We start from the raw sequence: 26,912 nt of genomic DNA, 5'->3' as shown, positions 1-26,912 counted from the left end.
ATGAAAAATAAAAAAATATGAGTTGCTTATCTATTTTTGATAAATAACTTTTTCATATAAGTTTTTATCTTTTGGTAAAAAGCAAATATCAACAAAACTTACAGATTAGCCATAAAATTAAAATACTTATATATCAATAATTAAAAAGGATATTCAAAAAACCCATGATAAGAAAAACCTGACACACCTACTCTAATTATTTTATCCTACTCATTTCGTCATTTTTATTTTTTGCTTATCGCATCCAGAGTTTTGCATCTAATTAATTTTCATTCTTTTATATAAAGTTCAGATTTTATTATCTTTTTATCTTAAAACTTCTGCAAATATTAAGATTTGGACAAATCTTTTTCTGGTTTATACATGACGCAAATTTAATTTTTATTTTTAAGAGGAGAAAAATTCTTTTGTTCAAACATTCTCAATTTTTGAAAAAAACATTAATTACAGCGTCTTTAATTACATTTAGCCTTTCAAGTCATGCGGCTCTCACCTTTGGTAATGCTGAAGAAGGTCAACTTAAAGTAAGTGGTACTGTTCGAGCTAAATATGTTTATGATTTTGACTCTGATCCCACTACCAGTAAATTTTCCTTTAATGACGCGGTACTATGGCTAGATTACAACTCCCCGAAATGGATTGGTCGTCTAGATTATCGGATTTATGAATATTACGGGCGTTTAGGCGATGCCAATTGGCTTACCGATGCGTGGTTGGGTTATAAAATTAATGAAAACAGTAAAATTATTGCTGGCTTAAACCCAGTTCCTTTTGGCTTGGGTCGCTTTTGGGGGAATACTTATTATTTAGGCATTGCCAATAGTGCAGGTTGGGAAGATGTACATAACCTTGGGGTGAAATATGATTTCAATGATGGAATCAATGAAGCACAACTCGCCTTTTATCCTACCGATGGTGGCACCTATAGAGGTAAAAGCAAAGACTCGAGTCGATTTAGTATCAACCCTGTCAATGCGGATGACTCTGTACCACAAGGCACCAATACTAAAGAAAAGAACTCCATTGTTGTTCGCGGTGCTCATACCTTTAAAAATGTCTTAGGCCAAGAAAATTTCTCTACCCAACTCGGCGCCTCTGCATGGTACTCCACCATTGAAAATAAACGTTCAGGGCAAGATGGCGATCGCCAAGTCTATTCAGTTTTTAGCAATACCACTTACAATCAATGGAATTTACAGCTTTTGGCTGGTTATCAAGACATTGATAATGCCGACACTGAATATAAAGATCATCTGACTTTGGGCGGTTTCGATTATTCATTTAACTCTGCAACCAAAGGTCAGATTTACTCAGCCGAACTGAGCTATTTATTTCCTCAGCAGTTTGGCCCAATTACCTCTGTTCGCCCTTACCTAAACTATAGTTCTTATCGAAAAGAGCAAGATGGCTTTAAAGACTCCACCCGTTTTATTCCCGGCATTGCCTTTAACTATCAAAAATTGACAGTACAAGCCGAATTACTCATTGGTAAACACGATCCATATCTAGGAGACAGTGAAGGCCTTGCCGCTGGTGGAACCAATGATAAATGGAATAAAAAAGCATTTGTAATTTTTGCTTATTACTTCTAACTCCAAAAATAAAGGCCAACAGATGTTGGCCTTTATTTTTATTTAGATATCTAATTTTACTCTAGTCGATTACTGGTGAATTATTGAGAGGAAGTTCTGTTTTATCTTCATCAATCACATCGACATCTTGGGCAGTAGGCTCAAACTTAATCAGTAATCCAATCACAATTAAAGGAATAAATGCAAAGATAGAAATAATCAGATAAACATCCGTTTTATAACCCGCCATCCAAATTGGTAAAACAAACAAAGCAATTGCTTGAGCAACGCCTGTTACTGCACGGTTAAAGCCGACACCAACACCACGAATCGAAGCTGGATAAGCCATAGTTGGATAAATCATCATTTGTGCACCTGGCCCAAAGCCTTCGGCAAAAAGCCACAAACCGAGCATGCCAATTGCGGTATAGAGTAAAAAGCTATTACCCGGTTCACCAATTAATGCTAAGGCAATGAGGGCTATAAACTGGAGTAAAAAGCCTGTAAGCAACACATGACGAGATTTAAATCTGCTAGCAACAAATACGCCTAACAGTCCGCCCGTAAATGCAAACAGTAAATTAAGTCCGAGTGTTGTAGTAATGGTCGTCAAGACATCGGTATGGAAGAAACGCGTTAAAATAGAAGGTAAAAAGAAGGCAATAGTCGTGTACTGAAATGCCACCGAAATGTGAATCACAATTGCCACAATCGTTCTTGGCAAATAGGTTTTATTAAATAAAACTGCAAAACCCTCGCGCTTTTTCTTTTCAGCAGTTCTTTCTACTTTTTCAACTGTAGCGACTGCATGAATTGCATAGGATTCTTGTAGAACTTTAGCTGCCCCTTTTAAATCGCCTTGGTTTGCAAGCCAGATTGGTGATTCAGTTAAATATTTACCGCGAATAAAAATAATGAGTAACGCTGGTACTGCTCCAAAAATTAAAGATGCTCGCCATAACCAGTTGCTATGCTCAGGGGGTAAAAGAAAATAAAGCGCCAGAACTAGACCAAAACATACCGAAGAAGCGGCATACCACATTGGGCACCATGCGGCTAAACGCGCTGCCTTGTTGCTACTCCCGTTAAACTTGGAAAACTCAGATAAGTATGACATTGCCACAGGCAAATCAATACCAACACTAATTCCCATAATAAATCGGGCTAAAATCAAAACCCATACATTCGGTGCAAAGCCTGCGACAATTGCAGCAATAACAAACAGGACCATGTCCGCCATAAAGACCCGATAACGGCCAATTTTATCTGTCAGCCAACCACCAATCAGGTTTCCAACAATGGTTCCGCAGACAATTGCTGAAGCCACCACACCAGTCATCACAGGGCTTAAAGAAAACTCAGATATAACTTGCTCAATACCAAAGGACAGCGTTGTTAAATCATAGGCATCAATAAACACCCCAATCAGTGCCAACCAAATAACTTTATTCGATTTACCCTTCCCTGCAAATTTTGAAATTAATTGTGAAACATCATCGGGAGATTTAATTTCATAACGATGGTTATGATCGAGTTCTTGTGTGCTCACTTAATAATTCCTGAATTTTAATAACAGGAACAAAATAATGATTATTCACATAATACAAAAACAAATTAATCTGATGTTTTAATCTAAATTATATAATTATCTTTTCATTATTAACTCAGCAGTAAAACCGATATAAAAAGGCAAAATAAAAGCTGGTATTTAACCAGCTATTTATTTAAAGGATTTTCAAAATATTAACTCGCCTCAGCAAGTTTTAATTTTTTTAGATTTCGATATTTTGCACCGCGGTGATTTTCAGGCAAATATGGTCCAGCACCAAATAGTTTTTCTCTTAATGTTCCTTGTGCATATGAGGTTTGATATACTCCTCGTTTTTGCAACTCTGGAACAATAAATTCGACCACATCGGCAAAGGTTTGATGAGCCAAAATATAGGCAAGGTTAAAGCCATCGACATCGGTATCTTCAACCCATTGCTGTAGAGCATCTGAAACTGTTTCTGCCGAACCCACTAACACAGGTCCATTACCGCCTAAGCTATTCCAGTTTGCAATTTCTTCAATGGTCCAAACACGTTCTGGGTCTGCATTTACATAAGAATCTAATAAAGATTGAATCGCGTTGGTTTGAATATATTCAACTTTGTCAGTTGGTTGATATTGTGAAAAATCGACACCAGACCAGCCAGACAGTAATGTTAACGCCCCATCGTAGCTTCCATAGCTTTGATATTCTTTAAACTTAGCTTGTGCTTTTGCATCGGTTTCATCAGTGACAATCGACAAAAGTGCATAAATTTTGACAGAGTACGGGTCGCGACCTTCTTGAGCCAATTTTTGACGAATGCCCTGCACCACTTTTTTAGTGGCAATTTTAGACGGCGCTGCTATGAATACGCACTCGGCATTTTGACTTGCAAACTTCTGCCCGCGTGAAGATGCACCTGCTTGGTAAAGTACTGGTGTTCGCTGTGGTGATGGTTCACAAATATGGATGCCCGGTACAGTAAAGTATTTACCCTCGTGCTGAATTGGATGCACTTTTTTATGGTCAGCAAAGATACCGCTTTCACGATCACGAAGTACTGAACCTTCTTCCCAAGAACCTTCCCAAAGTTTGTAAAGGACCTCTAAGTACTCATCAGCAATATCATAACGATTGTCATGATTAACCTGAGTTTTTAGACCTAAGTTTTTAGAACCACTTTCCAAATAAGACGTCACGATATTCCAACCAACTCGACCTTTGGTTAAATGATCTAGCGTGCTAATACGTCTAGCAAAAGGATAAGGATGTTCAAAGGAAATAGAAGTCGTGACACCAAAGCCCAAGTGCTTTGTGACTGCTGCCATCGCTGGCACAATCTGTAGTGGATCATTGACAGGGACTTGTACCGCACCTGTTAAGGCATGTTCAGCACTTTGATGATAAACGTCATAAATACCAAGCACATCTGCAATAAAAATACCGTCAAAAAAACCACGCTCAAGAATTTGTGCTAAATCTGTCCAATATTCTAAATCTTTATATTCAACAGATCGATCTTGAGGATGTCGCCATAATCCAGGAGATTGGTGGGCAATACAATTCATTTCAAAAGCATTAAAACTAATTTTCTTAGTCATAAAATATTCGCCAGCATTTTATTTATTTTTATACTAAAGCAATTTTTAGGTTTTCTTTATAATATAAACCCCAAACAAAATATGATTTTATTCTAATAGGTTTATATAATTTATTTCTAAAAAACATAAATAATACTAAGCCGCTAAAAATAGCAGCTTAATATCTAAAACTATAATTTATTGTTTATCAACATTCCCTATTCGCCATTGATACGGTGGTAATGTGCCGTTTACACTAAAATCACCGATAATTCGATTTTTAAATACTCTCGGATTATGTGAAGATAAAGTTCGTACATTACGCCAGTATCGATCTAGGCCTAAATCTTTGTCTGTTGCAGAAGCACCTAAAGCATCAAATAAAATCGTAGAAGCATTTAAAATTAGATCGGTAATGACCGTTTGAGACTGCGCACTTTCAAGTTCGGCAAGCGCATTTTGCTCCTCTTCAAGTTGCTCATTATTTTGAAATGCAGCCAAGTAAGCACGTTGTAAGCTTTGTGCAACTTTTTCAACAATCGCTCCTGCACTGTAAGCTGCACCACGAATTTGTCCCACGACTTGTAAAATTTGCGGATCCTGTTTTACAAATTGGGCATTCGCATGCGTGTAGTTTCGGGTACGTTTAGCAACAGCTTGAGAAACATCATAGGTTGCAGCACGTCCTAGACCTGTAATGATTGCCAGTTGAACCAGTTGATAGTAAGCCGCTGAATATTTAAAACGGTCATCATCAGGTAAAATTTCAGTTTCATCGACCAATACATCATGGAAATATGCTGTACCGCTTGCGGTGAGTTGCTGACCAAAGCCATTCCAGTCATCAACAATTTCGACGCCTTCATCTTCACGGCGAACAACGACCGAGCCAGATTCACCCTTTAAATCTGTTACCCCAACATCCACCCAGTCTGCATACAGACTGCCTGTTGTGTAATATTTTTTACCTTTAACGCGAATTTTTCCTTCACTGTCTCGATACAAATGTGTTTCGAACTGATCAATTGACTCTTTCCCGCCTTCAGACCAGGCACTGCCTACTGTTTCCCCATTTGCAATTCGGCTAAGCCAACGCTGTTGAAACGCTTTGTCTTTACTTACCAACACATCTTCAGTGAAACCAAAGTGCACACGCAAAGCTTGCGGTAAGTTTGAGTCCGCTTCTGCAAGTTCAATGAGCAATGCAAATAATTCAGGAATGGTTGCATCAAAGCCACCATGAGCTTTGGGAAGTCTTAAGCGCGTAAAACCAACATCTTTGAGCCACTGAAGTTGTTCATAGGGCAAAATATGCTGCTGCTCACGGATTAAAGCCCCTTCTTTAATACGGGCAAAAGTTGGTCTGAAATTTTTTGCCAATTCATCATAACGTTCTGAAGGCCCTTCACCCCACACGCGAGAAATGATTGAAGCCTGACTGAGTGCTGCATGCGTTAGTGAACCGAGATGATGCTCAAAATTTAAATTTGTCATGTAAGTAAAACCAATATTGCTTTGCTTTTACCATAAAATATTTATTTCACATGAAAACGATTATTTTTTTATAACTGTATTCATTCTTTATATAAGAACCCAAACACAAACATAAAAAGCTCATCTCCCAAGCCCTAAGATAGTTCTTTTTGTCTAATGCTCTGCTGGCTTTGTAGAAGTGTTTGTATATATTCTGAATAGACAGATAACTTTTCAAAAATATGTTCTGAATAAAACATATCATCAATTAAATGTGTCATTTGCCCAGCAGTAAAGGTGTCGCATAAACCCACCAGCGCTGCGTTCATTTGAGCAAACTTTGCGCATAATTTGACGTAAGTTTCATCTTTATTTTTGAATAATAATTTCCGCATTTCTAAGCCATTGAGGTTTTTTAAGTCAGCATCTTTTGTGGTTTTAATCCAATAAATTTTGACCTTTAAAAATTGCTCCAGTGCCTTTAAATGCTCGACATCTACGTCTAAACTCGTAATTAAAAAAACTGTAGAGATATCACTTCGGCACAGTGCTTTGATTAAGCTTAGATAAATAAATTCGACTTCATTAAGCTCTGCAAGTTCCAAATCTATATAAATTTTTAGACTTTCTAAAACATCATCTACTTTGAATAAGGCTTTTTTTTCAGCTTGGTAATATTTATTAAGAATTGAAAGCACAGGTACAGTTGCAGGCGTTGTATAAATAGCGGCCTTATTTAAGTTAGCAAAAATAAATGGTGAAAATAGATAAGCCACACTACTTTGATGTGCCTCAATATGAGATTGAATTAAATATACTGTTTCAGATTTAGAAAAGTCTCTGAGTACTTTCGCTCTTAATAAAGTAGCTTCAAAATTAACGTAGGTTTGCTCTAATTGAGCCAATATAGATACAGGAATAGGCTGATTTTTAATAATTTTATGCAGGACATTGAGTTGAGAAGTAATAAACATTTTTTAACATCCAAGCTATTTTAGAAGAGCTACACTTAAATCAGGTCTTTAATAACCTACGTAACAACCAGACCTCACGCAAAACAACAAAGGAATAAAAGAGAAGAAACTATTCTGCGCTTATTACCCAAAGTCACATTTACTCTGTTTTGGAAAGTGATTTTGGCCATTCGTAAATCTTGTTCATTTATTTTGGACTTTTGAAGAATGGATACATAGCTACAGATATTTGAAAAAAAACTATAGCACACCTCATGAATGCTTCAGACTGTTATAGTTTTATAAAAAATTTCTGTATCTACATATACAAAAATAGTAAGTGCATGATTAAGGAAACTTCTTAAGGTAGGTAGTTTTCATGAGACGATCTATTGCATATCGCCAGATATTTCATCAATGTTTCAATGCAACATGCATTTTTACAAATGCAACATCAAGCATAAACTTTGTTAACAGACTGAGAACAATCAATCAGTCTATTCTCTTGAAATATCAAGCAATTATATTGCTTAACCCTGTTGGCATTTTACTTGCTAAGAACATTTATCACAGAAGCAAGTTTAATCGTCAAAATACTTTGTTGCCTGAAAATAAGTATTTAACTCATTTAACCATCATCAGCTAGTTCACAGGGGGAAAGTTTATGAGCCTCGGTCTAACCGCTCTAGAATTAGCGCGAATACAATTTGCTTTTACAGTATCCTTCCATATTATTTTTCCGGCCACTTCCATCGGTCTTGCCTGCTTTTTAGCAGTGCTAGAGTGGAAATGGTTAAGAACCCAAAACCCGATTTATAAAGATCTATTTAAATACTGGATTAAGATCTTTGCCGTTGCCTTTGGTATGGGTGTGGTCTCGGGCGTGGTCATGAGTTACCAGTTCGGTACTAACTGGAGTGAATTTTCACGCGTCGCCGGAAGTATTACTGGCCCTTTACTTACCTATGAAGTCTTGAGTGCCTTCTTCTTAGAAGCAGGTTTCTTAGGCATTATGTTATTTGGTTGGGGACGTGTTGGTCCTCGAGCCCATTTCTTCGCAACTCTTATGGTTGCCATCGGAACATGTATTTCCATGTTCTGGATTTTATCTTCTAATAGCTGGATGCAGACCCCTCAAGGCTTTGCCATCGAAAATGGCATTATTGTGCCAAAAGACTGGTTTGCAATTGTCTTTAACCCATCCTTCCCTTACCGCTTTGCCCACATGGGTGCTGCCGCCTTCTTAGTTTCATCATTATTGGTCGTCGGAACGTCTGCATGGCATTTAGTAAAAGGCCGTCGTGATGAATTGGTGAAAAAATCGTTCTCGATGGGTCTTTGGATGGTGCTTGTGACTTCATGTTTACAAGTAGTCATTGGTGATAACCATGGTTTAAACACCCGTGAACATCAACCAGCCAAACTTGCCGCAATGGAAGGTCACTGGGAAACCAATCACAATGAGCCGATGCCATTACTGCTATTTGCAATTCCAGATATGAAAGAAGAACGTAACCACTTCGAAGTGGGTGTTCCTTATTTGGGTAGCTTAATTTTAACGCATAGCTTAGATGGCCAAGTGACAGGCTTAAAAGATTTCGCACCTGAAGATCGTCCAAATTCAACGATTGTTTTCTGGAGCTTCCGTGTGATGGTAGGCCTTGGTGTACTCATGGTCACTTTGTCACTCATTGCACTTTGGTTACGTAAGCGTGGAAAACTCTATGAAACTTCGTGGTTCCATAAATTTGCATTGGTGATGGGACCATCGGGTTATGTCGCTATGCTTGCAGGCTGGGTAACCACTGAGGTTGGCCGTCAGCCATGGGTGGTGTACGGCATTATGCGAACTAAAGATGGACTTTCACATACGGTTTCCGCAGATCAGGTCGGACTGAGCCTGTTTATTTTTGTGGTGGTCTATACCATCGTTTTTGGTAGCGGTATTTACTACACCTTAAAACTAATTAACAAAGGCCCTTCATTCATTGATTCACCAAATGTTGAAACTGGTGGCGTAGGACACTTTAAAACACCAATGCGTCCACTTAGTGCAGTCGATGAAAATATTGACAGCAAACAAAACTCTGGGGAGAACCGTCATGATTGATCTTTCTTTAATATGGGTCGGTATTATCGGTTTAGGTGTCATGATTTATGTGGTCATGGATGGCTTCGACTTAGGAATCGGAATTATGTTCCCCTTCATTAAGAACAGCCAAGAACGTGACGTGATGATGAATACCGTGGCCCCTGTCTGGGATGGTAATGAAACGTGGATGGTGCTCGGCGGCGCTGGTCTATATGCTGCATTCCCACTGGTCTATTCAACAGTTTTATCAGCACTATATTTACCGATCATTTTCATGGTGATTGCCCTGATTTTCCGTGGCGTGGCGTTTGAATTCCGCTTTAAAGCTCATCGCACCAAACACCTTTGGGACTTGGCTTTTATTTGGGGTTCAGTTTTAACTAGCTTCCTGCAAGGGATTATTTTAGGTGCCTATATCCAAGGGATTAAAACCGAAAATGGTATTTATGCTGGTGGTCCATTTGACTGGTTATCTCCATTTACGATCTTTACAGGTATTGGCGTAGTTGCGATGTATGCAACTTTGGGTTGTGGTTGGCTTATCTTAAAAACTGAAAAAGGCTTACAGCAACGTATGTATGAGCTTATGCCAAAGCTGATTATTGCGTTGCTCATTATTTTTGGTGGTGTGAGTTTATATACGCCTCTGACTCATCCTGAAATTGCAGATCGCTGGTTCTCTTTACCAAACCTGTTCTATTTTAGCCCTGTACCTATTTTGGTCTTGTTATTTGTTGGTCTGATTTTATCAGCGTGTAAAAAGCAAGATCAAGACCTCAAACCATTTGCATATACATTGGCCCTTGTTTTCCTTGCATTTACTGGATTCGTGATTAGTTTATGGCCTTATATTATTCCGCCATCAGTCACAATTTGGCAGGCCGCAGCACCACATTCAAGCCAAATGTTTGCTTTGGTCGGTGCACTTATTTTGATTCCAATCATTATTGCTTACACCATTGTGTCTTACTGGGTATTTAGAGACAAAGTCCGTGTAGGTGATGAAGGCTATCATTAAGTATGGAGGGTTTTATGAAAAAGTTATCAGTTAAACTCAATCAAACCCAATGGTTTATTCTGCTATGGCTCGGTGGTTTCTTTGCCTTAGCTGTGATTGCAGGATTGTTTAAAGTTATCTTGATTTATGCAGCCCCTTACTTAAAGTAATTCCAATTTTCTAAACAAATGCCGTTTGTAGATTCTGCAAACGGCATTTATTATTGATTCAGTGCATCTTTTTTTATTTCGTGCAGCTCATACATGTATAAATCAGAACAACTCGCTCATAGCATTCGCCAACTCATTGAAAGTGGCACTTTAAGTGCGCATGAAAAATTACCGTCATTGAGAGATCAGGTACAACGCTCTGGCTTTAGTTTAATGACCGTAATGAATGCTTATCAGGAGCTTGAATCACAAGGTCTGATCTATTCAAAAGAAAAATCTGGGTACTTTGTTGCCGAGCAAATTGCACTAAAGCCACTTGAGCAATACTCGGTTGTTTCATTAAATTCTAAAATTGAAATTAACTCCTTAGTTTTTAAATATCTTAAATCGATTCAACATGAGTCCGTCGTTCCTTTTGGTTCAGCTTTTCCGGACAGTCAGCTTTTAACAGCACCCAAACTCATTCAAATTATGGGACAGCTTGCGCGGCAAAGACAAAGTTATGACCAGACCACAAGCCTACCGCCAGGTAATTTAGCCTTAAGAAAACTGATTGCTCAGCGCTACTGTATGCAAGGCATACAAACTGACCCAGATGACATTGTCATTACATCGGGAGGTTTAGATGCATTAAACCTTTCGCTGCAAGCTGTTGCTCAACCCGGTGATTATATTTTATTACAGCAAACCGTGTTTTATGGCGCTTGGCAAGCTGCAGAGCGTTTAGGACTTAAAGTGATTACCATTCCTGAACATCCTCAGCATGGTTTTGACCTAGAAGCTTTTGAACAAGTCATTCAAACCTATCCTATCAAGGTGTGTTGGCTCATGCTGAATGCCCATAACCCGATTGGTTTTACCGTCAGTGATGACATTAAATATAAAATTGCCAAGTTGCTTCACGAACACCAAATTTATTTGATCGAAGATGATGTCTATGAAGAGCTTTTTTATGGCGGCCAAAAACCACTTTCAATGAAGTATTTTGACCAACAAAATCTGGTGCTTCACTGCTCGTCTTTTTCTAAAACATTAGGTGCTGGTTTTCGGGTCGGTTGGGTTTATGCGGGTAAATTTTCAGATCATATTCAACACTTGCAACTCATGAGTACCATTTCAGTGAATGCACTCATTCAAAATGCATTGGTTGAGTTTTTATCTCATCATCATTATGAAAAGCACTTGCGTACACTTAGACTTTCACTTGAGCGTTATAAAAAGCAGTTTTATCACTATTTAAAGCAGCATTTACCGAGCTCTTGCGAAGTGTATTACTACCCAAGTGGCTATTTTCTATGGGTCAAACTTCCTAGTACGCTAGATAGTATGCAAGTTTATGAAGAGTTGATTCAGCAAGATATTGGCGTTGCACCAAGCCCTCTGTTTAGTGTTTTACCCGCACAGCAACATTATTTGAGAATTAACTGTTCTTTTGAATGGAACACTAAAATTCAAAGCGCATTAGATCAAGTCATCAAAACCATTCAACAAAGAGTTGAAGCAAGTCTCTAAAGAAATGCTTCGACCTAAGCACAATTTTATAGACTTTATTTTGTGGTAACTTTATAGCTCAAATCTATTGGTTTTAGGGAAGCAGGTTCAAAGGATTAATATGGAAATTGATGAAGAACTCACCCTTAAAAAAATACAGATTTTTTTGGCTTTCATGCGCTGCGGAAATTTGTCTAAAACAGCCACAGAAATGCAGTTGAGCAATGTCAGTGTTCATAAAGCCTTACACTCTTTAGAAAGCGCTTTACGTTGCCCTCTTTTTAAAAATGAAGGCCGTAACCTCATTCCTTTAAAAAGTGCTTATGTCTTTGAAGAACGGGCACAGAAAATCGTACAAGACATTTTTATCACCGTAAATAAAACCAGAGAAGCAGCAGGTTTTGCAGCCAAGGTTTTACATTTAGGGTCTCTTTATTCTTTGACGGTAAATACGATTCCAAATGTGATTAGCGGTCTTAAACTCAGACGTAGTGAGCTTGATATTCAACTGTTGCTGAGTTCAAATCAGGATTTGGTGAAAAAGCTGAAAGCAACTGAGCTTGATGCCATTATCGTGGCTTTAAATGAAACCACTCAAGATGATGACTTTGAAATTTTGCCGATGTTTTCAGATGACATTTTTTTGGCCGTCAATAAAGATTCAAAATATGCCGATTTTAAAGATATTGATTTAAGTCTTTTAAAAGAAGAAACTTTTTTAACTTTAACTAAGGGTTTTGCAACTCATAACGACAGCGACATCATTTTTAAAAAAGCAGGTTTTTCACCTAAAGTTGCTTTACAGGTCAATGATATTTTTACCTTAATTAGTATGGTCAGCTCAGGTGTCGGTTTCGCACTATTACCCGGCCGTATTTCTGCAGTTTATGAAAGTTCAGTAAAACTTATTCCACTAAAACAGCAATATCACATGCAACAAGAAATCGGTCTCGTCTTTTTAAAAAGTAAAGAACGCGACCCTAACTTACTTGCCCTGATTGCTGAATGTCGAATGTTTGCTTCTAATTTCAAAAATAAAAAAGACCGTTGTTAATATCAACGGTCTTTTTGACTGAGTATTAAATACTGATTAACCGACTAAAGCTTTAACTGCAAAGAACAAAACAGTCGGCCCCATTAAGCAGCCAAGCCCTGTATGGAACGTTGCTGTAAGTGCACCGTAAGGCACTAAACGACGGTCTGTAGCTGCTAAACCAGCTGATACACCGCTTACAGTTCCGGCTAAGCCACCAAAAATCATGGCAGAACGTGGATTGTCTAATCCCATAAATTTTGCGGTAAGCGGTGTTGAAACCATTACACAAATTGCTTTCACCAGCCCCGTTGCAATTGAAAGCGCCATGACCTCAGAACTTGCTCCAATAGCAGCACCCGTCACTGGCCCCACAATGTAGGTCACTGCACCTGCGCCAATTGTGGTAATACTTACCGCATCGCGATAGCCAAAAATCCACGCAAACATACAACCGACAATAAATGGCAAAATGGTTCCGAGAAATAAAGAAAAGGCACCAATAAATCCGGCTTTTTTCGCTTCAGTCGCTTGTACCTCAAATGCAGTTGCAACAATGGTAAAGTCACGAAGCATTGCACCGCCCATGAGTCCGACACCGGTAAAAAGTGCAAGATCGGTAATACCTTTTTCACCGCCTGTCATTTTTCCGCCAAACCATGCCAAGATTAAACCAATTACAATCGCAATTGCTGAAGCATGCACTCGTCCCTTGGTTAAATATTTAGATAGCTTAGTCGACAACCACATAATTAAAGCAATTAAGGCAAAAGCTGTAATTAAACCTAAATGGGTTAAGTCCTTTAATAATAATTCAACCATGAACTTTGCCTCCAATGCGGTTTAATGTAATGTCTTCTTCCTTCGGTAAAGGGCTTGCCTTGTTATAGCGGCTTAAGCCCGCAATGGTGAGTGTGCAAACAATAACTGAAACTACCGCCGCAAACAGTGCCATATGTCCACTAGATAATGCTGTAACCACATTTTGTTGTGCTGCCATGGCAACAACAACAGGAATATACATAGTGCCCCAGAATGAAACGCCTTTTTCGGTTTCAACTGTCATAACACCACGTTTTTCCATCCATAACCGTATGCAAATGAGTAAAATCATGGCGATACCCACACCACCAACATTGGACTTTACACCCAATAAAACGCCCAACAAATCGCCAACAATAACACCCACTAAGGTGCAAAGTGCGAGTAAACCAACTCCATATATAATCATGACAATCCCTCATATCCTTGGATCATTTATGCTTTTGTAAAATCTGACTCAAAAAGAAAAACTATTTGCCTGTTCTTTTTGCATTGCCATCTGAATAGTGTCTATGCGTGTCCCTTGAAATGACAACACGGTTCCTTCTTTAAATGTTCGGCGTGCAAGTGTAGTAAGCACCGTTCCCGGCAAAGCTTCGATCTGTAACCTCACACCTCGCTCCCATGCAGCTTGGATGGTACTTTCCCAATCTACAGTTCGACTCATATTAAAAGCCAAGTCATCACCAATCTGTTCTGGCCTGCTAAGCGTACGAGCCGTTGTACCACTTAAATAACGTATTTTAGGCTGCTTTAAAGTCACTCCCTCCATAGACGCTGCAAGTTGCTTTGCTTGCTGACTTAATAACTCACAGTGCGATGGCACCGATACATCTAATTTTTTTGTCACCACGCCTTGTTGCTTTGCCAAAACAGCAACTTGGTTCATGGCTTCAAAACTTCCTGAAATAACGATCTGGTTATGTGCATTAATATTTGCGACAAACACCTCTGGCGTTATTTCATAAATCTGTTTGACCCATGTTTCAACAGCTGCACGGTCTGTACCAATCAGGGCAGTCATACCATAGCCTGTTGGATAGGCGTTTTGCATGAGTTCCCCTCGATAGGCAACTAAGCGAATAGCATCTTCATAGGCTAAAACCCCTGCGACAACTGCTGCCGACCATGCACCAATCGATAGACCCGCTACATAATCAGGTTTTAAGTTTTCGGCAGCTAATAAAGCTGAACTCACCACGCCTGAAATGAGCAAACAAAGTTGTACGGCTCGCGTCGATTGCAATGCAGCCGAACTGTCTAGCATCAAAACATCTTCCTTGAGTGCATCCGATGCACGCTCAAGGTATTCTTTAACCAGAGCGGTTTGAGGTAAGGTGTGCAACATATTGCTTCGTTGCACACCTTGTCCCGGATATACCCAAATTGAAGCCATGATATCTATTCCCTAATTCCATGGGTTTTCTACTAAAACAGCACCATCTTCACGTTTTAATAGAACTTTTCCGCTATTTCTAGCCCATTCTTTTAAAGCCAAACCACCTTGTGGTAGTTGTAGCTGTATATCCACATTCAGCCCCGCTTGCTGAAAATTTTCGAGTAGCTCGACTGCTTGCTTTTTGGCAAAAGGCTGTTCAGCTCGAATCAACAAATCTATGTCACTTTGTTGGGTGACTGTTTCAATACCAGTTGCCAGTTCAAACCCGAAACTTCCTGTATAGCCCCAACATCCTGAAAAACTTTTCATGATGTTAGAAATGCTCTGCAAACGTTCTGCCAAATGCTCAAACTGCTGTGTATTAACGTGAGTCAGTGCTTCTGGCTTAAGTTGTTTGGTAATAGCAAATCGTGGCATTTGAGCTGCATATCGTTGATAACGAAATTGTCCTCTTACTCCCACAGCCACCTGATTTACAGGACTGATTGCACGCCGAACCACAACAGGATCACCTCGTTGCAATATTTCTTTCACCCAAATCGGAGCATCATCAGCCAAGCAATCGACCGTCATACCCCACAATAAATCATGGGCTTCGAGCTTAAGTTTCATGACCATTGCTCGCGCAATAATTCACGGACCTTTTTAGACATTTGACGGTTTTTGCCGTGAAGCCTTTGTTCCAATCCTCTCGATTGATCAGCATTAATTTCTTTAAATGCTTGAGCGATCACCTGTTTCGCTAACAAAAGATCATCGGTTGTCGGTTGTTCAGGGTTTTCAACAGATAACAGTTCAGATAACAAACCTAGAGTTGCATAACTTTCAATGTCATAAGCCATTGGAGGAATGCTTGATGCCAATTGCTCTAACTCATCAACCGATCGCAAGGTAACGCGTGCAGCAGATTCCTTACCCATCGCATGCACCATAACACCTGAATCTTTTAAGGCAATAATACGATTGGCTTGGTATCCATGCGCCAAGAAAGCTCCCGACATCGACTTACCTACCAATAAACTCACAATAGGATGGCCTGCCAATCTGGCTCTAGCATAGCTATCTACTGCACCTGCTAAAGCTTGATGAATACCTAATAATTCTTCACGGCGCCCATAGGCCTGACTCGGGACATCAACCAAACATAAAATGCCGCGTTTATTTTCAGTCTGAGCATCGGCTTGAATCACGTCATCAACTGCTTTTGCTAAATTCCAGCCTTCCAGCAGTCCAACTTCACCTTGTCTCGCGCGTGGGAACAGATTATTGCTGTCTTGGACAACTGTAATCACACGTACTGCTTGCTGATCGATCAGACCATCAGCCACCCAAACAGAAGCTGGAAAACCTTCAACTGTCTTAAAGTCCTGTGTAAATGCTTTAAACCAATGTGCACCACGTGTAGATGCTTTTAATGTATCAACGGCGATATTCATGCTTGCTCTCCTTGATACAAAGCTTGAACCTGTGCTGGGGTAATCTGCTCAGTAGTATCGACTTGTTGTAACTTCGCTAAATAGAATGAGTAGTTTGAACTACGATGCTGCTGAGGCACACCTTGAGTTAAATAATCGATGACTTGCTCACGAATTTTCTGGCGATCATCGTCAACATAAGCATCTGCCAAACCACTAGCGAAACGATGATTACCACCCGTAATACTCCATATAAATGGACGATCTTTGGCGTTGTATTCTTGTACCCCAGCTTCCTGTTCAATTACTTGCGGGCCATTTAAGCCTAAACGTCCTTCTTGTGTCATTACAATATAGCTACATAGACCAGCCGCAATTGACATACCACCGAAGCACCCTACACTGCCTGCAACTACAGCAATGACGGGTTGATACTGACGTAAGTTAACAATTGCAGCCTGAATCTCAGCAATTGCAGCCAAACCCAGATTTGCTTCTTGTAAGCGAACGCCGCCCGTCTCTAATAGTAAAATTGCCGCTGTTGGAATACCTTTTAGATTATCTTCAACTGCAAGTTCTAAGGCACCCGCAATTTTAGCTCCGCCCACCTCGCCTAAACTTCCGCCTTGAAATAAGCCTTCAATAGAAATTAGAACCACTGGGCGTTCTTGAATAGATCCTTTTGCAACCACTACACCATCATCGGCTTGCGGCACAATATTTTGCTTAACGAGCCAAGGCGACATAACACGTGCAAATGGGTCGAGTAGCTCTCGAAAAGTCCCTTTATCTAATAGCGCTTTGGCACGCTCTCTTGCGCTGAGTTCAATAAAATCTTGTTTATTTAACAAACTCTGAATATCAGTCATAAGAAATCTCCTCTAATGCTTGTTCCAGACGTAAGCGAACGACACCGGGAGTTGCACCAAAGTCATGAATATCAATATTGACGGCTGGCGGTATTTGCGCAGTAAAAATCCGTTCAAAAAGATTGTGCCAACGTGCTGCACTTCCATCTACCGAAGTCACTACCTGAATAGAGGTTTTTCCTTTTTCACCGGGTTCCATCAAAATTTCTAAATCGCCAGAGCCGACACATCCTACTAGTGTTTTTTTTACAGGTGGCTCTGTAGCCACAAATTCAAAATGAAGTGTTTCCATAATCAAAATCCCTTTTTATTTTTTCCAGATGACTGCTCAGCACGATCTATAAACAAGGTTGTTGCCAACAAATCTGCGGCGCCACCTGCAGAAGCTTTCATCCGAAGCAGGTCAATCTCTAAAAGATGCAAAGCACGTCGACCTTCCAAGCTTGAGCTGCCGCCCAAATCCAGTACTTGTTGAGCACCTTGTTGCATACGCTTTAAGCCATTTGTTCCAGATCGATAAAGCACACAGGTATCGGTTAGATCAGTCATCATGGCAAGTAAAGCATCTAAACGAGCGAACTCTTCTTTCATTGGTTTACTACGACTTTGGTAAAGCTGCTTTAAACCAAAATTCACAATAGTTGGAAAACCTTGTTGAGCCTGTTCTTTGGCACCTAAGATGCCTAATTTCTTTTGTACTTGCTGACCATGACTCAAGGCCTGCTTTGGAATAAAACGATCTTCAAGCTGAGCAATCTGGCCTGCTAAATGGCATAGCTCAACAGCCGATAAGTACTGTTGATTACTGCGCGCTAATGCTGCTGCCGTAACCATTAAACCCAAGGCCCAAATTGCACCGCGGTGTGTGTTAACACCATCTGTTGCCAACATCATAGTCTTTTCACCTTGGCGGCCAATTTCACCAATGTCTTCACGCAAGGCTAAACAGACTTTTCCATGATGCTTTGCAGCTTGTGCCATTGCCTCAAACATGGGTCCTAAACATTTCGCAGAGCGCTCCATTAACTCAAAAGTCAGGTCATCATGTGCACCACTGCCACGGCGATCGACCAATGCTGGTTTAGGTGTTAGATTAACTTCATCAATTAAAGCCTCGACCGCCATATCTGCTAAAAGCTGACTATCGCTAAGTGTTTGATATTGAACTTGTGTCATCATTACCAACTCCTGAATTTTGCAGGTGGTTGATATAAACCATCAGACCATGTCACCAAGTCAGCAATATTTTTTGCAGCTAAAAGCTCACGTGTTGCATCGGTGCGGCGAATACCTAAATCTTCAGGGAATACCACCAAGCCTTCGCTTCTTAAACGTGCTGTTGTTTTAGGGTCCTGAGTTAAACCAATACTGGTCACGCCTGCCACCGCAGCGATCATGGCTTGGCGCTCTTCTTGGCTGCTTGCTTTATATAGATAAGCAATGCCTTCTTCAGTCAGTAGATGGGTGACATCATCACCATAAATCATGATTGGTGCTAAAGGTAGGCCTGCTGTTTTAGCAACATCAATGGCATCGAGACGATCCACAAAAGTTGGCTTGCCACCCTCTTGGAAGGTTTCCACCATTTGTACAACGAGTTTTTTACCACGTGCCAAATAGGTTTCAGTTTCATTGGCACCTTGCAAACGCATATCTAACCATGCTGGCGTATCGTGACGACGGCCACGCGGATCATGCCCCATGTTTGGTGCACCACCGAAACCAGCTAAACGACCTTTGGTAACAGTCGAAGAATGGCCCATGCCATCAACTTGCAAAGTTGCACCGATAAATAGGTCAACGGCGTATTGACCTGCAAGCTGACACATCATACGGTTAGAACGTAAAGCACCATCACGACCTGTAAAGAACACATCAGGACGAGCTGCAACATATTTTTCCATACCGAGTTCGGTACCAAAACAATGCACGCTTTCAACCCAACCTGTTTCAATCGCTGGAATTAAGGTTGGATGCGGATTCAGTGTCCAGTTTCGGCAAATTTTTCCTTTTAAACCTAAAGATTCACCATAGGTCGGTAAAATCAGTTCAATTGCCGCAGTGTTAAAACCAATGCCATGGTTTAACGATTGCACATTATGCTTCTCATAAATTCCGCGAATTGCCATCATTGCCATGAGTACATGCACAGGCTTGATATGTTTCGGGTCACGGGTAAACAAGGGTTCGATATAAAATGGCTGGTCTGCAACCACTACATAATCCACCCAAGAGGCAGGAATATCGACACGTGGTAACTCTGAGACGTCATCGACCAGTTCATTCACCTGAACAATCACAATACCGTCACTAAAAGCCGCAGGTTCAATAAGTGCTGGAGAATCTTCGGTACTTGGACCTGTATAGATATTGCCTTGACGGTCTGCCATAAAGCCCGCCGAGAGCACCACATTTGGAATAAGGTCAACCACCAAACGTGAATACAATTCGATATAAGTGTGTATGGCACCAATCTCTAGCAGTCCATCTTCAATTAACTGGCTAATGCGTAAACTTTGTGGGCCAGCAAAAGAAAAATCGAGCTTACGCGCAATGCCTTTTTCAAACAGATCAAGATGTTCCGAACGCCCAACACTTGGCATGATCATATGTAAATCATGCAAAACATCTGGATTGGTTTGTGCTAAAGAACGCGAAAGGAAATCTGCCTGCTTTTGGTTATTCCCTTCGAGTACAACTCTGTCACCCGGTGTAATTAAGGTTTCTAAAACTTTAATAATGTCTTGAGTTGGAATCACCACACCGTCGGTATATTGGTTTGCCATCTCTAGTTTTAATTGTTTGGCATGACGCCGCTTTGTCCATAACCGTTCTTTATTCTGAACTGATCCTTCCATGTGCTTACCTATATAGATCGCAGTTTTGTTCTGTATCTATAAAAACGCTTTATGGAGTTTCGATCAATCAACCTACATGAGCAGTTATTAACTTCAGGTTAATGATTTATTTTAAGGTGGCTGAAAAAGAATTTGAGAGAATAGACATATTAAATGTCTTAAATAAATAGACTTATTTAGAAAAATTGGGGCTTCAATTGTTTTGTATCAAACTATCAGATGATAGAATATTAAGTCTGATTATTCAGCTGCAATTACTTGATAAAAAATAGTTTATGCCAAAGAAATATTGTTATAACTACCACCAAGAACACCTCAACATTTTCAAGCTGAGCTGTTGATACTTTCTTCTTATATAAAAACTCAGCACCCAAACTCATCGATTAACACATATAATTAAAGGCTCTCATGCTTCAAAATACGATGCATCGCCAAGTTCTTATTTTGGCGAGTTCTCAGTCACTTTACCAAACCGTATCGATCATGGTCATGACGATTGGTGGTTTGGCTGGGGCAAATATTTCTAATACACCGATACTTGCAACTTTACCCATCGCATCTATGTTTTTGGGTACAGCCTTAATGATGTTCCCTGCATCAATGTTGATGGCACATGTGGGACGGCGTAAGGGTTTTCTTTTCGGCGCTTTTTTAGGTGTAATTGGCGGTATTATTGCCGCCATTGGTATCTTTTATAGTTCACTTATTCTCTTAGCCTTAGGCACGTTATGTATTGGCGCATATCAATCCTTTGCCCAGTTTTATCGTTTTGCTGCCAGTGAAGTAGCAGATGATGCATTCCGTTCACGTGCTATCTCTTGGGTTATGGCAGGTGGAATTGTTGCCGCACTGATTGGTCCGACTTTGGCGCGCTTTGGTGGCCCATTATTTCAACATTTAGAATATATCGGTTCATTTTTAATTATTAGTATCATTTCACTTGTGGCAATGGGCATTTTATCTAGCCTACATATTGCCAATACAGTTGAGCAAAAATCTGATTTTACTGCTGGTCGCCCATGGCAAAAGATTGTTTTTCAGCCTACCTATTTAGTTGCTTTGTTTGGTGCCGTAACAGGCTACGGCATCATGATTTTAGGTATGACCGCAACACCCATAGCCATGCGACATTCACATCATGAACTAGGCACGATTACAACCGTCATTCAGCTTCATGTGCTTGGTATGTTCCTACCTTCATTCTTTACTGGACATTTAATCGCCCGATTTGGTGTGCTTAAAATCATGTTTGCCGGTCTTATATTATTTGCTTGCTATATTGGTTTTTCCCTCTCGGGTATTCAGTTCGCATCTTTTGCAATCTCACTCATTTTATTAGGTGTGGGTTGGAACTTTTTATTTATTGGTAGCACGTCTTTGCTTACCGGAACGTATACAGCGGCTGAAAAAGCCAAGGCTCAAGCCATTAACGACATGACTGTTTTTGTTGTCGGTTTAATTTGTTCTTTTAGCGCAGGTGCTTTACTCGATTTATTTGGCTGGGAAGCAATGAATATTGCTTTAGTACCGTGGTTGGTTATTGCAGGGGTTTCTCTTTTTTGGTTAAGCCAAAAAAGAGAAAAGCAGCTTATTTAAATCATTCCTAACGCGGTTTATTCAACATCCATTCCAGATTTTGGTGAACCGCAGGCCATTCATGTTTTAAAATGCTATAAACATGGGTGTCTCGCAAAATATCATCTTTCACAATTTGATGGCTTCTCAGCACACCATCAAGCTTTGCTCCCAAACGCAGAATTGCAGTTTGACTTTGAACATTTAAAGAAGATGTGCGTAACTCAACCGCAATACAGTTTAAAGTCTCAAATGCATGAGCCAACAATAGCTTTTTACACTCGGTATTTACAGGCGAACGCTGTGCAGACTTACGGTACCACGTCGACCCAATTTCTACACGGCGATGGGCTTCTTCAATATGCATTAAAGTTGTCATACCTAACGCCCGACCTGTTTTTCGGTCTTCAATATAAAAAGGCAACATAGAACCAGAATTTTGCAAACCGAGACGTCTTTCAATTTCAGCAGTCATATGTTCAGGTCTTGGCACACGGGTATACCAAAGATTATAGAGTTCCCCATCACAAACAGCCTCCGCCAGTAATTCAGCTTGAGTTAAGTCTAAGGGCTTTAAAATAACGTGCTCACCTACCAACTCAACAGGTGTAGTAAAAGACATCTTTGTCTCCTCAATTGATATTAAAGTTTTATATTTTCAAAATTATTTATTTAACTCAGCCACACTATACATAGCGTCTGCTATGGTTTGATGACCAGATTTCGATAGGCCATCTGCCGCGCCCAAAATGTCTCGACGTTCTTTGTTTTGCCCAAGTTTTGATTTGCCTTGCAGCCTGGTAATTTCAATCTCAATACCTACAATGGCTTTTAACATCGGTTCAAGATAGTCCTTTGGTGCATCGGACATTTTCCATGGTTCAGGTTGAGATGTTTCATGGGTACGAGTTAAACGAGCCACAACACCACGGACGTAACGTTCATCATCTCGAATGGTTACTTTGCCATAAGCATGCACAACCCTATAGTTCCATGTCGGTACTTGTCTGTGCTGTTCATGTTTGGATGGGTACCAGTTTGGTGAAATATAAGCATCGCCTGCTTGAAACACGACCAACACCTCATCTCCATTTTTAATGTCCTGCCAGACAGGATTAACTCTAGACACATGCGCACGTAGTACACCCAATTCCCCTTCACCTGCCTGTAATTCGAATGGAAGATGATTTGCATCTAAGCCATTACTTCCATGCGTAAAAAGCACACCAAATGGATATTCGGTAATAAGAGAATGCAATACATCCAAACGGTTTTCTGCATAATCATCGGGGATATACATGGCTAAAACCTCACTGTAAATATCAGGGTTATTTATATTTTGTGTTGTAAATTTTCTGGTTTCTGTGGTTTATTAAAAAGAACCACTTTGTATTTTTTTAAGTAGACCAGAATTATGGCAAGAATGGCAAAAGTTGTTGAACTTCCGTCGATTGCAAAGATTAATAAAAGCCAAGGAAAGATAAGTGCTCAACTGACCCAAGCTTTGCGTGAAGCTGTACAAAGTGGTGATTTACAGCCCGGTGATCCGTTGCCTTCTTCACGTGAATTGGCTCTAACACTTGGGGTCGCTCGCGGAACGATTATCGAAGCTTACGATCAGCTTTTAGCCGAAGGTGTGTTTGACTCTCAAGCACGAACGGGTACCTATGTGTCTCATGCTTTAGCTAAAAAAACTACACCGCAACATTCTCAAAAAGAGACCACACCTAACTCAATCCCTTTGACGAAGTCGGCACTCTCCTATGCTCAAGTGCTTAAAGAGTTTAAACCGCTTCCTCATGCCCCTTTTGCAGTGTCTGTTCCGATTGCTCGTACCCAACCAAGTGATATCTGGCGTAAGTTCGGTAATAAATTTAGATCACGAGGTGCAGGTGCTCCTTCGGGTTATGGTGAACCTCAAGGGGTACTATCACTAAGAGTTGCTATAGCCGACTATGTACGTCGATCCCGCTCTGTCCACTGCGAACCTGACCAAATTGTGATTACGCCCGGCATTCAGCAATCACTTTATATTTGCAGCCAGATTTTATTTGAAGCAAAAGATGAAGTTTGGATTGAAGATCCAGCTTATCGGGGTACAACAGCCATTTTTGAACATGCTGTACAAAACATTCGGATGGTGCGTGTTCCTGTCGATGAAGAAGGTATTCAGGTTGAAACCGGAATTAAGCTTTCTAAACATGCACGTGCTGCTTTTGTGACACCGTCTCACCAATATCCACTTGGCATGCCGATGAGTCTAGCAAGACGTACGGCCTTATTAGAGTGGGCAAAACAGCAAAATGCATGGATCATTGAAGATGACTATGACAGTGAACTTCGTTATAACGGTCAGCCCTTTCCATCTTTACAAGGCATGGCACCCGACCAAGTGATTTATCTTGGGACTTTCAGTAAGGTCCTATTTCCCTCTCTTAGACTTGGCTATGCAGTATTGCCTAAAGAATTGGTGGCACCTTTTTGTGGACTCAGAGTATTAATTGATCGACACCCACCTGCTGCCGATCAGCATGTTTTAGCTGCTTTTATTCAAGAAGGCTATTTAGAGCGGCATATTCGACGGACTCGAAATGTCTATGCAGAAGTCCGTGAATTCATTATTGGCTTGATTGAAAAATACATACCTCAAGAACTGGCTTGGTTACAGCCGGGCGATCAAGGCATGCATATGGTGTTATGGCTTGCTCATCATATTAATGACATCGACGTTGCAAGCTCGGCAGTCGAGGCAGGCATTGCGATTAAAGCAATTTCACCGACATTTTCAAAGGAACAACAACGTCCAGGGTTAATTGTTGGCTTAGGCGATTTTGAACCGGAACTGATGAGACAAGCCATCAAAAAACTATCAAAGATTATTCAACAACATGACAAGCCGACTTAGATATAGCCTACAACAGCAACCATAGATGAATGGCAAATGGCCCAATCAATACCATTAAAATACCAGCAATAACCATGGTCAAACTGGCAATTACACCTTCTTCACTATTGCGCTGCTGTGCTCTAACTGTACCAAAACCGTGGGCTGCATTTCCGAAAGCTGCCCCATTTGCTACATTAGAACGGATTTTAGTAATCGCTAAAATTGCATCGCCGCAAATCATACCAACCAAACCAGTAATAACGGTAAATAGTGAAACCAATGCTGCCGAACCGTGAATATCTTCCGCTAAAATCATGGCAAATGGTGTTGAAATAGAACGTGCCATTAAACTGTTGGTCACTTCTGGGCTAAAGTGGAACCACTGTGCCATTTCATAGGCAGACATCACACCTACACTCATCCCCACAATAATCGCAATCGAAAGGACCCCCAGGTTTTTACGAATCGTTTCCCGATAACGATAAATCGGTACAGCGAAAGCAACCGTTGCTGGTCCTAATAAATTAACAATCCACTGCGTATCTTCAGCATAAGTTTGATATGAAATTCCAAAAATCGTCATCAAAATAATGGTGAGTACAGGCACGCTAATCGCAGGCGATAACCAAAGTTTTGGATTTTTCTGATAGATTTTCTTTGCCACGACATAGGCGACCAAAGTCCAGATCAGGCAAAAAATTGACCAAATATTCATGTCATTTGCTCTTTAGATATGCTTATGTTGAAGACGTTTTCGAGCATGCAAATAAGCTTTCAAACGATTGTAATAATGAATCGTCAGACATGTACTGAGCATGACCGAAATGGTCCCAACCGCAATGCTCAAGACAATTTGCCAGCCTTCGGTCATAAATAAAGTTTTATACTGAACTACGGCGACTACAACGGGCACGAAAAATAGTAACAGTTCACCTAAAACAACGGTTGCTCCCATTGCCACCTGATCCATTTTGATAATTTTAAAGAACAGGCATAGAAGCAATAAAAACATACCTAAAATGCCTGCCGATACAGGCACACCGAGTTTTTGATGTAAGAGATATCCGACCCACCAAAAACCAGCCAAAATCAAAATTTGTTTAACTAAAACTAAAAATGAAGGTTGTGTGGGTGTTCCAGAAGCAGATTCAGTACTCATTTTGCGAAATTAAATGGTTAACTACACTATTATGCTATCTTGGTTAAAGCTGCTAAATATGAATTATTCATGTTATTATCATTCCAAAATGGAATAATATATTCTTTATTATGCTTTCACTAAAATCACTACAATGCTTCGTTACATTGGTAAAAACTAAAAGCTTTACACGTACTGCTGAAGAGTTATATCTGACTCAACCGACTATTAGTAAAATATTACAGCAGCTTGAAGAGCAGCTTCAGGTACAGCTGTTGGTTAAACCTGATCATGGCCGTAAAAGACAAATTGAATTAACTGAAATTGGAGAGCGGATTTATCAACATGCGATTGAGCTTCTTCAGGCAGAACAAAACATCTTTCTTGAAATTGAAAACTATCAACAATTAAAAACAGGAACTTTAAAACTCGGCGTTCCTCCTTTGGGTTCGCAGCTCTTAACGACTGCCCTGTTTGATTATCATCAGCAATTGCCAGATATTGAATTAGCTTTTATGGAAGTGGGCTCACGTGGTATTGAGCAAGCTTTGCTTAACAATGAACTAGACGTTGGCGTTTTATTGCAGCCTTTTGATACGCAAATCTTTAATAGCATTGAGCTATGTAACTACCCTTTAATGGTTCTTTTACGTCGTGATGCCACTTGGGCAACCCGTAAAAAAATAAATCTAGAAGAGCTACAACACCAATCATTTTTAATGTTTCCAGAAAATTTCTCTTTAAACAGTATTATTCTCGATGCCTGTAAGCAGCATGGTTTTTACCCAACCATTGCTTGCCGTACCAGCCAATGGCATCTTTTGGCAGACATGGTGCTACAACGTATGGGGATTGCACTTCTCCCGCAGTATTATACCGACATGCTTGACCCTAGTTTATTTGCAGCAGTGCCACTCGAGAAACCAAATATTCAGTGGCACTTAGTCATGGCTTGGAAAAAGAATCTTCCTGTCTCACCAGCGGTACAGGCGTGGCTTAGTATAGTTCGGCAGCATTTTCAGCACATTAAGCCCTAATGTTGAAATGGCTTAATT

The 26,912-nt window shown here is 40.2% G+C and carries 26 protein-coding genes; 9 read left to right on the top strand and 17 right to left on the bottom strand.

Annotated features, from left to right (window positions below):
• Positions 1–407: 407 nt before the first annotated feature.
• The gene (locus I7H67_RS09640; protein WP_198307707.1) at positions 408–1,592 is read left to right on the top strand and encodes a hypothetical protein; all 1,185 of its coding nucleotides are present in this window, start codon (positions 408–410) and stop codon (positions 1,590–1,592) included.
• A 61-nt stretch (positions 1,593–1,653) separates the two neighbouring features.
• Here I7H67_RS09640 and I7H67_RS09635 read toward each other — a convergent pair whose 3' ends face one another.
• The 4 genes from I7H67_RS09635 to I7H67_RS09620 form a co-directional block, all read right to left on the bottom strand.
• Positions 1,654–3,120 carry an MFS transporter gene (locus I7H67_RS09635; RefSeq protein ID WP_198307706.1) on the bottom strand — a complete coding sequence of 489 codons (1,467 nt, stop codon included), beginning with the start codon at positions 3,118–3,120 and terminating at the stop codon, positions 1,654–1,656.
• Between the two features lie 194 nt (positions 3,121–3,314).
• Complete coding sequence (locus I7H67_RS09630; protein ID WP_192833513.1) at positions 3,315–4,706, bottom strand: LLM class flavin-dependent oxidoreductase; 1,392 nt, start codon at positions 4,704–4,706, stop codon at positions 3,315–3,317.
• 177 nt (positions 4,707–4,883) lie between these two features.
• Complete coding sequence (locus I7H67_RS09625) at positions 4,884–6,179, bottom strand: acyl-CoA dehydrogenase family protein (protein ID WP_198307705.1); 1,296 nt, start codon at positions 6,177–6,179, stop codon at positions 4,884–4,886.
• Positions 6,180–6,313: 134 nt separating this feature from the next.
• A complete protein-coding gene (locus I7H67_RS09620) occupies positions 6,314–7,132 on the bottom strand; it encodes a hypothetical protein (protein ID WP_198307704.1) in 819 nt (272 codons plus the stop codon).
• A gap of 643 nt (positions 7,133–7,775) precedes the next feature.
• Between I7H67_RS09620 and I7H67_RS09615 the strand changes: the two genes are divergently transcribed.
• The 5 genes from I7H67_RS09615 (at position 7,776) to I7H67_RS09595 (ending at position 12,915) form a co-directional block, all read left to right on the top strand.
• Positions 7,776–9,221: a cytochrome ubiquinol oxidase subunit I gene (locus tag I7H67_RS09615; protein WP_013198175.1), complete on the top strand. Its 1,446-nt coding sequence runs from the start codon at positions 7,776–7,778 to the stop codon at positions 9,219–9,221.
• Positions 9,214–10,221: a cytochrome d ubiquinol oxidase subunit II gene (gene cydB, locus I7H67_RS09610; protein ID WP_198307703.1), complete on the top strand. Its 1,008-nt coding sequence runs from the start codon at positions 9,214–9,216 to the stop codon at positions 10,219–10,221. The genes I7H67_RS09615 and cydB overlap by 8 nt, the downstream gene beginning before the upstream one ends.
• A 14-nt stretch (positions 10,222–10,235) precedes the next feature.
• Complete coding sequence (locus I7H67_RS09605) at positions 10,236–10,370, top strand: DUF2474 domain-containing protein (protein ID WP_198307702.1); 135 nt, start codon at positions 10,236–10,238, stop codon at positions 10,368–10,370.
• A 93-nt stretch (positions 10,371–10,463) separates the two neighbouring features.
• A complete protein-coding gene (locus I7H67_RS09600) occupies positions 10,464–11,882 on the top strand; it encodes a PLP-dependent aminotransferase family protein (protein ID WP_005304388.1) in 1,419 nt (472 codons plus the stop codon).
• 100 nt (positions 11,883–11,982) lie between these two features.
• Entirely contained in the window at positions 11,983–12,915 is a 933-nt protein-coding gene (locus I7H67_RS09595; RefSeq protein WP_005132240.1) for a LysR family transcriptional regulator, read from the top strand.
• A 36-nt stretch (positions 12,916–12,951) separates the two neighbouring features.
• On the opposite strand, the gene madM is transcribed toward I7H67_RS09595, so the two are convergent.
• From madM to mdcA, 9 genes are read right to left on the bottom strand one after another with little or no spacing between them, the layout of a single operon-like run.
• The gene (gene madM / locus I7H67_RS09590) at positions 12,952–13,716 is read right to left on the bottom strand and encodes a malonate transporter subunit MadM (protein WP_005132241.1); all 765 of its coding nucleotides are present in this window, start codon (positions 13,714–13,716) and stop codon (positions 12,952–12,954) included.
• The gene (gene madL / locus I7H67_RS09585) at positions 13,709–14,125 is read right to left on the bottom strand and encodes a malonate transporter subunit MadL (protein ID WP_151821774.1); all 417 of its coding nucleotides are present in this window, start codon (positions 14,123–14,125) and stop codon (positions 13,709–13,711) included. The genes madM and madL overlap by 8 nt, the downstream gene beginning before the upstream one ends.
• A 48-nt stretch (positions 14,126–14,173) precedes the next feature.
• Entirely contained in the window at positions 14,174–15,112 is a 939-nt protein-coding gene (gene mdcH, locus I7H67_RS09580) for a malonate decarboxylase subunit epsilon (protein ID WP_198307701.1), read from the bottom strand.
• Positions 15,113–15,124: 12 nt separating this feature from the next.
• Positions 15,125–15,733 carry a malonate decarboxylase holo-ACP synthase gene (locus tag I7H67_RS09575; protein WP_198307700.1) on the bottom strand — a complete coding sequence of 203 codons (609 nt, stop codon included), beginning with the start codon at positions 15,731–15,733 and terminating at the stop codon, positions 15,125–15,127.
• On the bottom strand, positions 15,724–16,551 hold the full coding sequence (gene mdcE, locus I7H67_RS09570; RefSeq protein WP_198307699.1) for a biotin-independent malonate decarboxylase subunit gamma: 828 nt from the start codon (positions 16,549–16,551) through the stop codon (positions 15,724–15,726). Before mdcE ends, I7H67_RS09575 begins: the two co-directional genes overlap by 10 nt.
• Positions 16,548–17,399 (bottom strand): biotin-independent malonate decarboxylase subunit beta, encoded by an 852-nt coding sequence (locus I7H67_RS09565; RefSeq protein ID WP_198307698.1) that lies wholly within the window; start codon positions 17,397–17,399, stop codon positions 16,548–16,550. The genes mdcE and I7H67_RS09565 overlap by 4 nt, the downstream gene beginning before the upstream one ends.
• A complete protein-coding gene (locus tag I7H67_RS09560) occupies positions 17,392–17,691 on the bottom strand; it encodes a malonate decarboxylase subunit delta (RefSeq protein WP_198307697.1) in 300 nt (99 codons plus the stop codon). The genes I7H67_RS09565 and I7H67_RS09560 overlap by 8 nt, the downstream gene beginning before the upstream one ends.
• A gap of 2 nt (positions 17,692–17,693) precedes the next feature.
• Positions 17,694–18,578 carry a triphosphoribosyl-dephospho-CoA synthase gene (locus I7H67_RS09555; protein WP_198307696.1) on the bottom strand — a complete coding sequence of 295 codons (885 nt, stop codon included), beginning with the start codon at positions 18,576–18,578 and terminating at the stop codon, positions 17,694–17,696.
• Positions 18,578–20,257: a malonate decarboxylase subunit alpha gene (gene mdcA, locus I7H67_RS09550; RefSeq protein ID WP_198307695.1), complete on the bottom strand. Its 1,680-nt coding sequence runs from the start codon at positions 20,255–20,257 to the stop codon at positions 18,578–18,580. Before mdcA ends, I7H67_RS09555 begins: the two co-directional genes overlap by 1 nt.
• 408 nt (positions 20,258–20,665) lie before the next feature.
• Between mdcA and I7H67_RS09545 the strand changes: the two genes are divergently transcribed.
• The gene (locus I7H67_RS09545; RefSeq protein ID WP_151987843.1) at positions 20,666–21,853 is read left to right on the top strand and encodes an MFS transporter; all 1,188 of its coding nucleotides are present in this window, start codon (positions 20,666–20,668) and stop codon (positions 21,851–21,853) included.
• 7 nt (positions 21,854–21,860) lie between these two features.
• Here the strand turns inward: I7H67_RS09545 and I7H67_RS09540 are convergent, their stop codons facing one another.
• Positions 21,861–22,454 (bottom strand): GNAT family N-acetyltransferase, encoded by a 594-nt coding sequence (locus I7H67_RS09540; RefSeq protein ID WP_005304360.1) that lies wholly within the window; start codon positions 22,452–22,454, stop codon positions 21,861–21,863.
• A 42-nt stretch (positions 22,455–22,496) separates the two neighbouring features.
• The gene (locus tag I7H67_RS09535) at positions 22,497–23,132 is read right to left on the bottom strand and encodes an FMN-binding negative transcriptional regulator (RefSeq protein WP_198307694.1); all 636 of its coding nucleotides are present in this window, start codon (positions 23,130–23,132) and stop codon (positions 22,497–22,499) included.
• 114 nt (positions 23,133–23,246) lie between these two features.
• Here I7H67_RS09535 and I7H67_RS09530 point away from each other — a divergent pair, with 114 nt between their 5' ends.
• The gene (locus tag I7H67_RS09530; RefSeq protein WP_198307693.1) at positions 23,247–24,737 is read left to right on the top strand and encodes a PLP-dependent aminotransferase family protein; all 1,491 of its coding nucleotides are present in this window, start codon (positions 23,247–23,249) and stop codon (positions 24,735–24,737) included.
• A 7-nt stretch (positions 24,738–24,744) separates the two neighbouring features.
• Here the strand turns inward: I7H67_RS09530 and I7H67_RS09525 are convergent, their stop codons facing one another.
• On the bottom strand, positions 24,745–25,434 hold the full coding sequence (locus I7H67_RS09525; protein WP_198307692.1) for an LrgB family protein: 690 nt from the start codon (positions 25,432–25,434) through the stop codon (positions 24,745–24,747).
• Between the two features lie 12 nt (positions 25,435–25,446).
• A complete protein-coding gene (locus I7H67_RS09520; protein ID WP_062849780.1) occupies positions 25,447–25,878 on the bottom strand; it encodes a CidA/LrgA family protein in 432 nt (143 codons plus the stop codon).
• A 110-nt stretch (positions 25,879–25,988) separates the two neighbouring features.
• Here I7H67_RS09520 and I7H67_RS09515 point away from each other — a divergent pair, with 110 nt between their 5' ends.
• On the top strand, positions 25,989–26,894 hold the full coding sequence (locus tag I7H67_RS09515) for a LysR family transcriptional regulator (RefSeq protein ID WP_086266158.1): 906 nt from the start codon (positions 25,989–25,991) through the stop codon (positions 26,892–26,894).
• The last annotated feature ends 18 nt before the right edge of the window (positions 26,895–26,912 follow it).

The organism is Acinetobacter sp. ACIN00229 (assembly GCF_016106645.1).
Classification (GTDB): domain Bacteria; phylum Pseudomonadota; class Gammaproteobacteria; order Pseudomonadales; family Moraxellaceae; genus Acinetobacter; species Acinetobacter oleivorans.
This window is presented reverse-complemented; position numbering and strand designations above follow the sequence as displayed.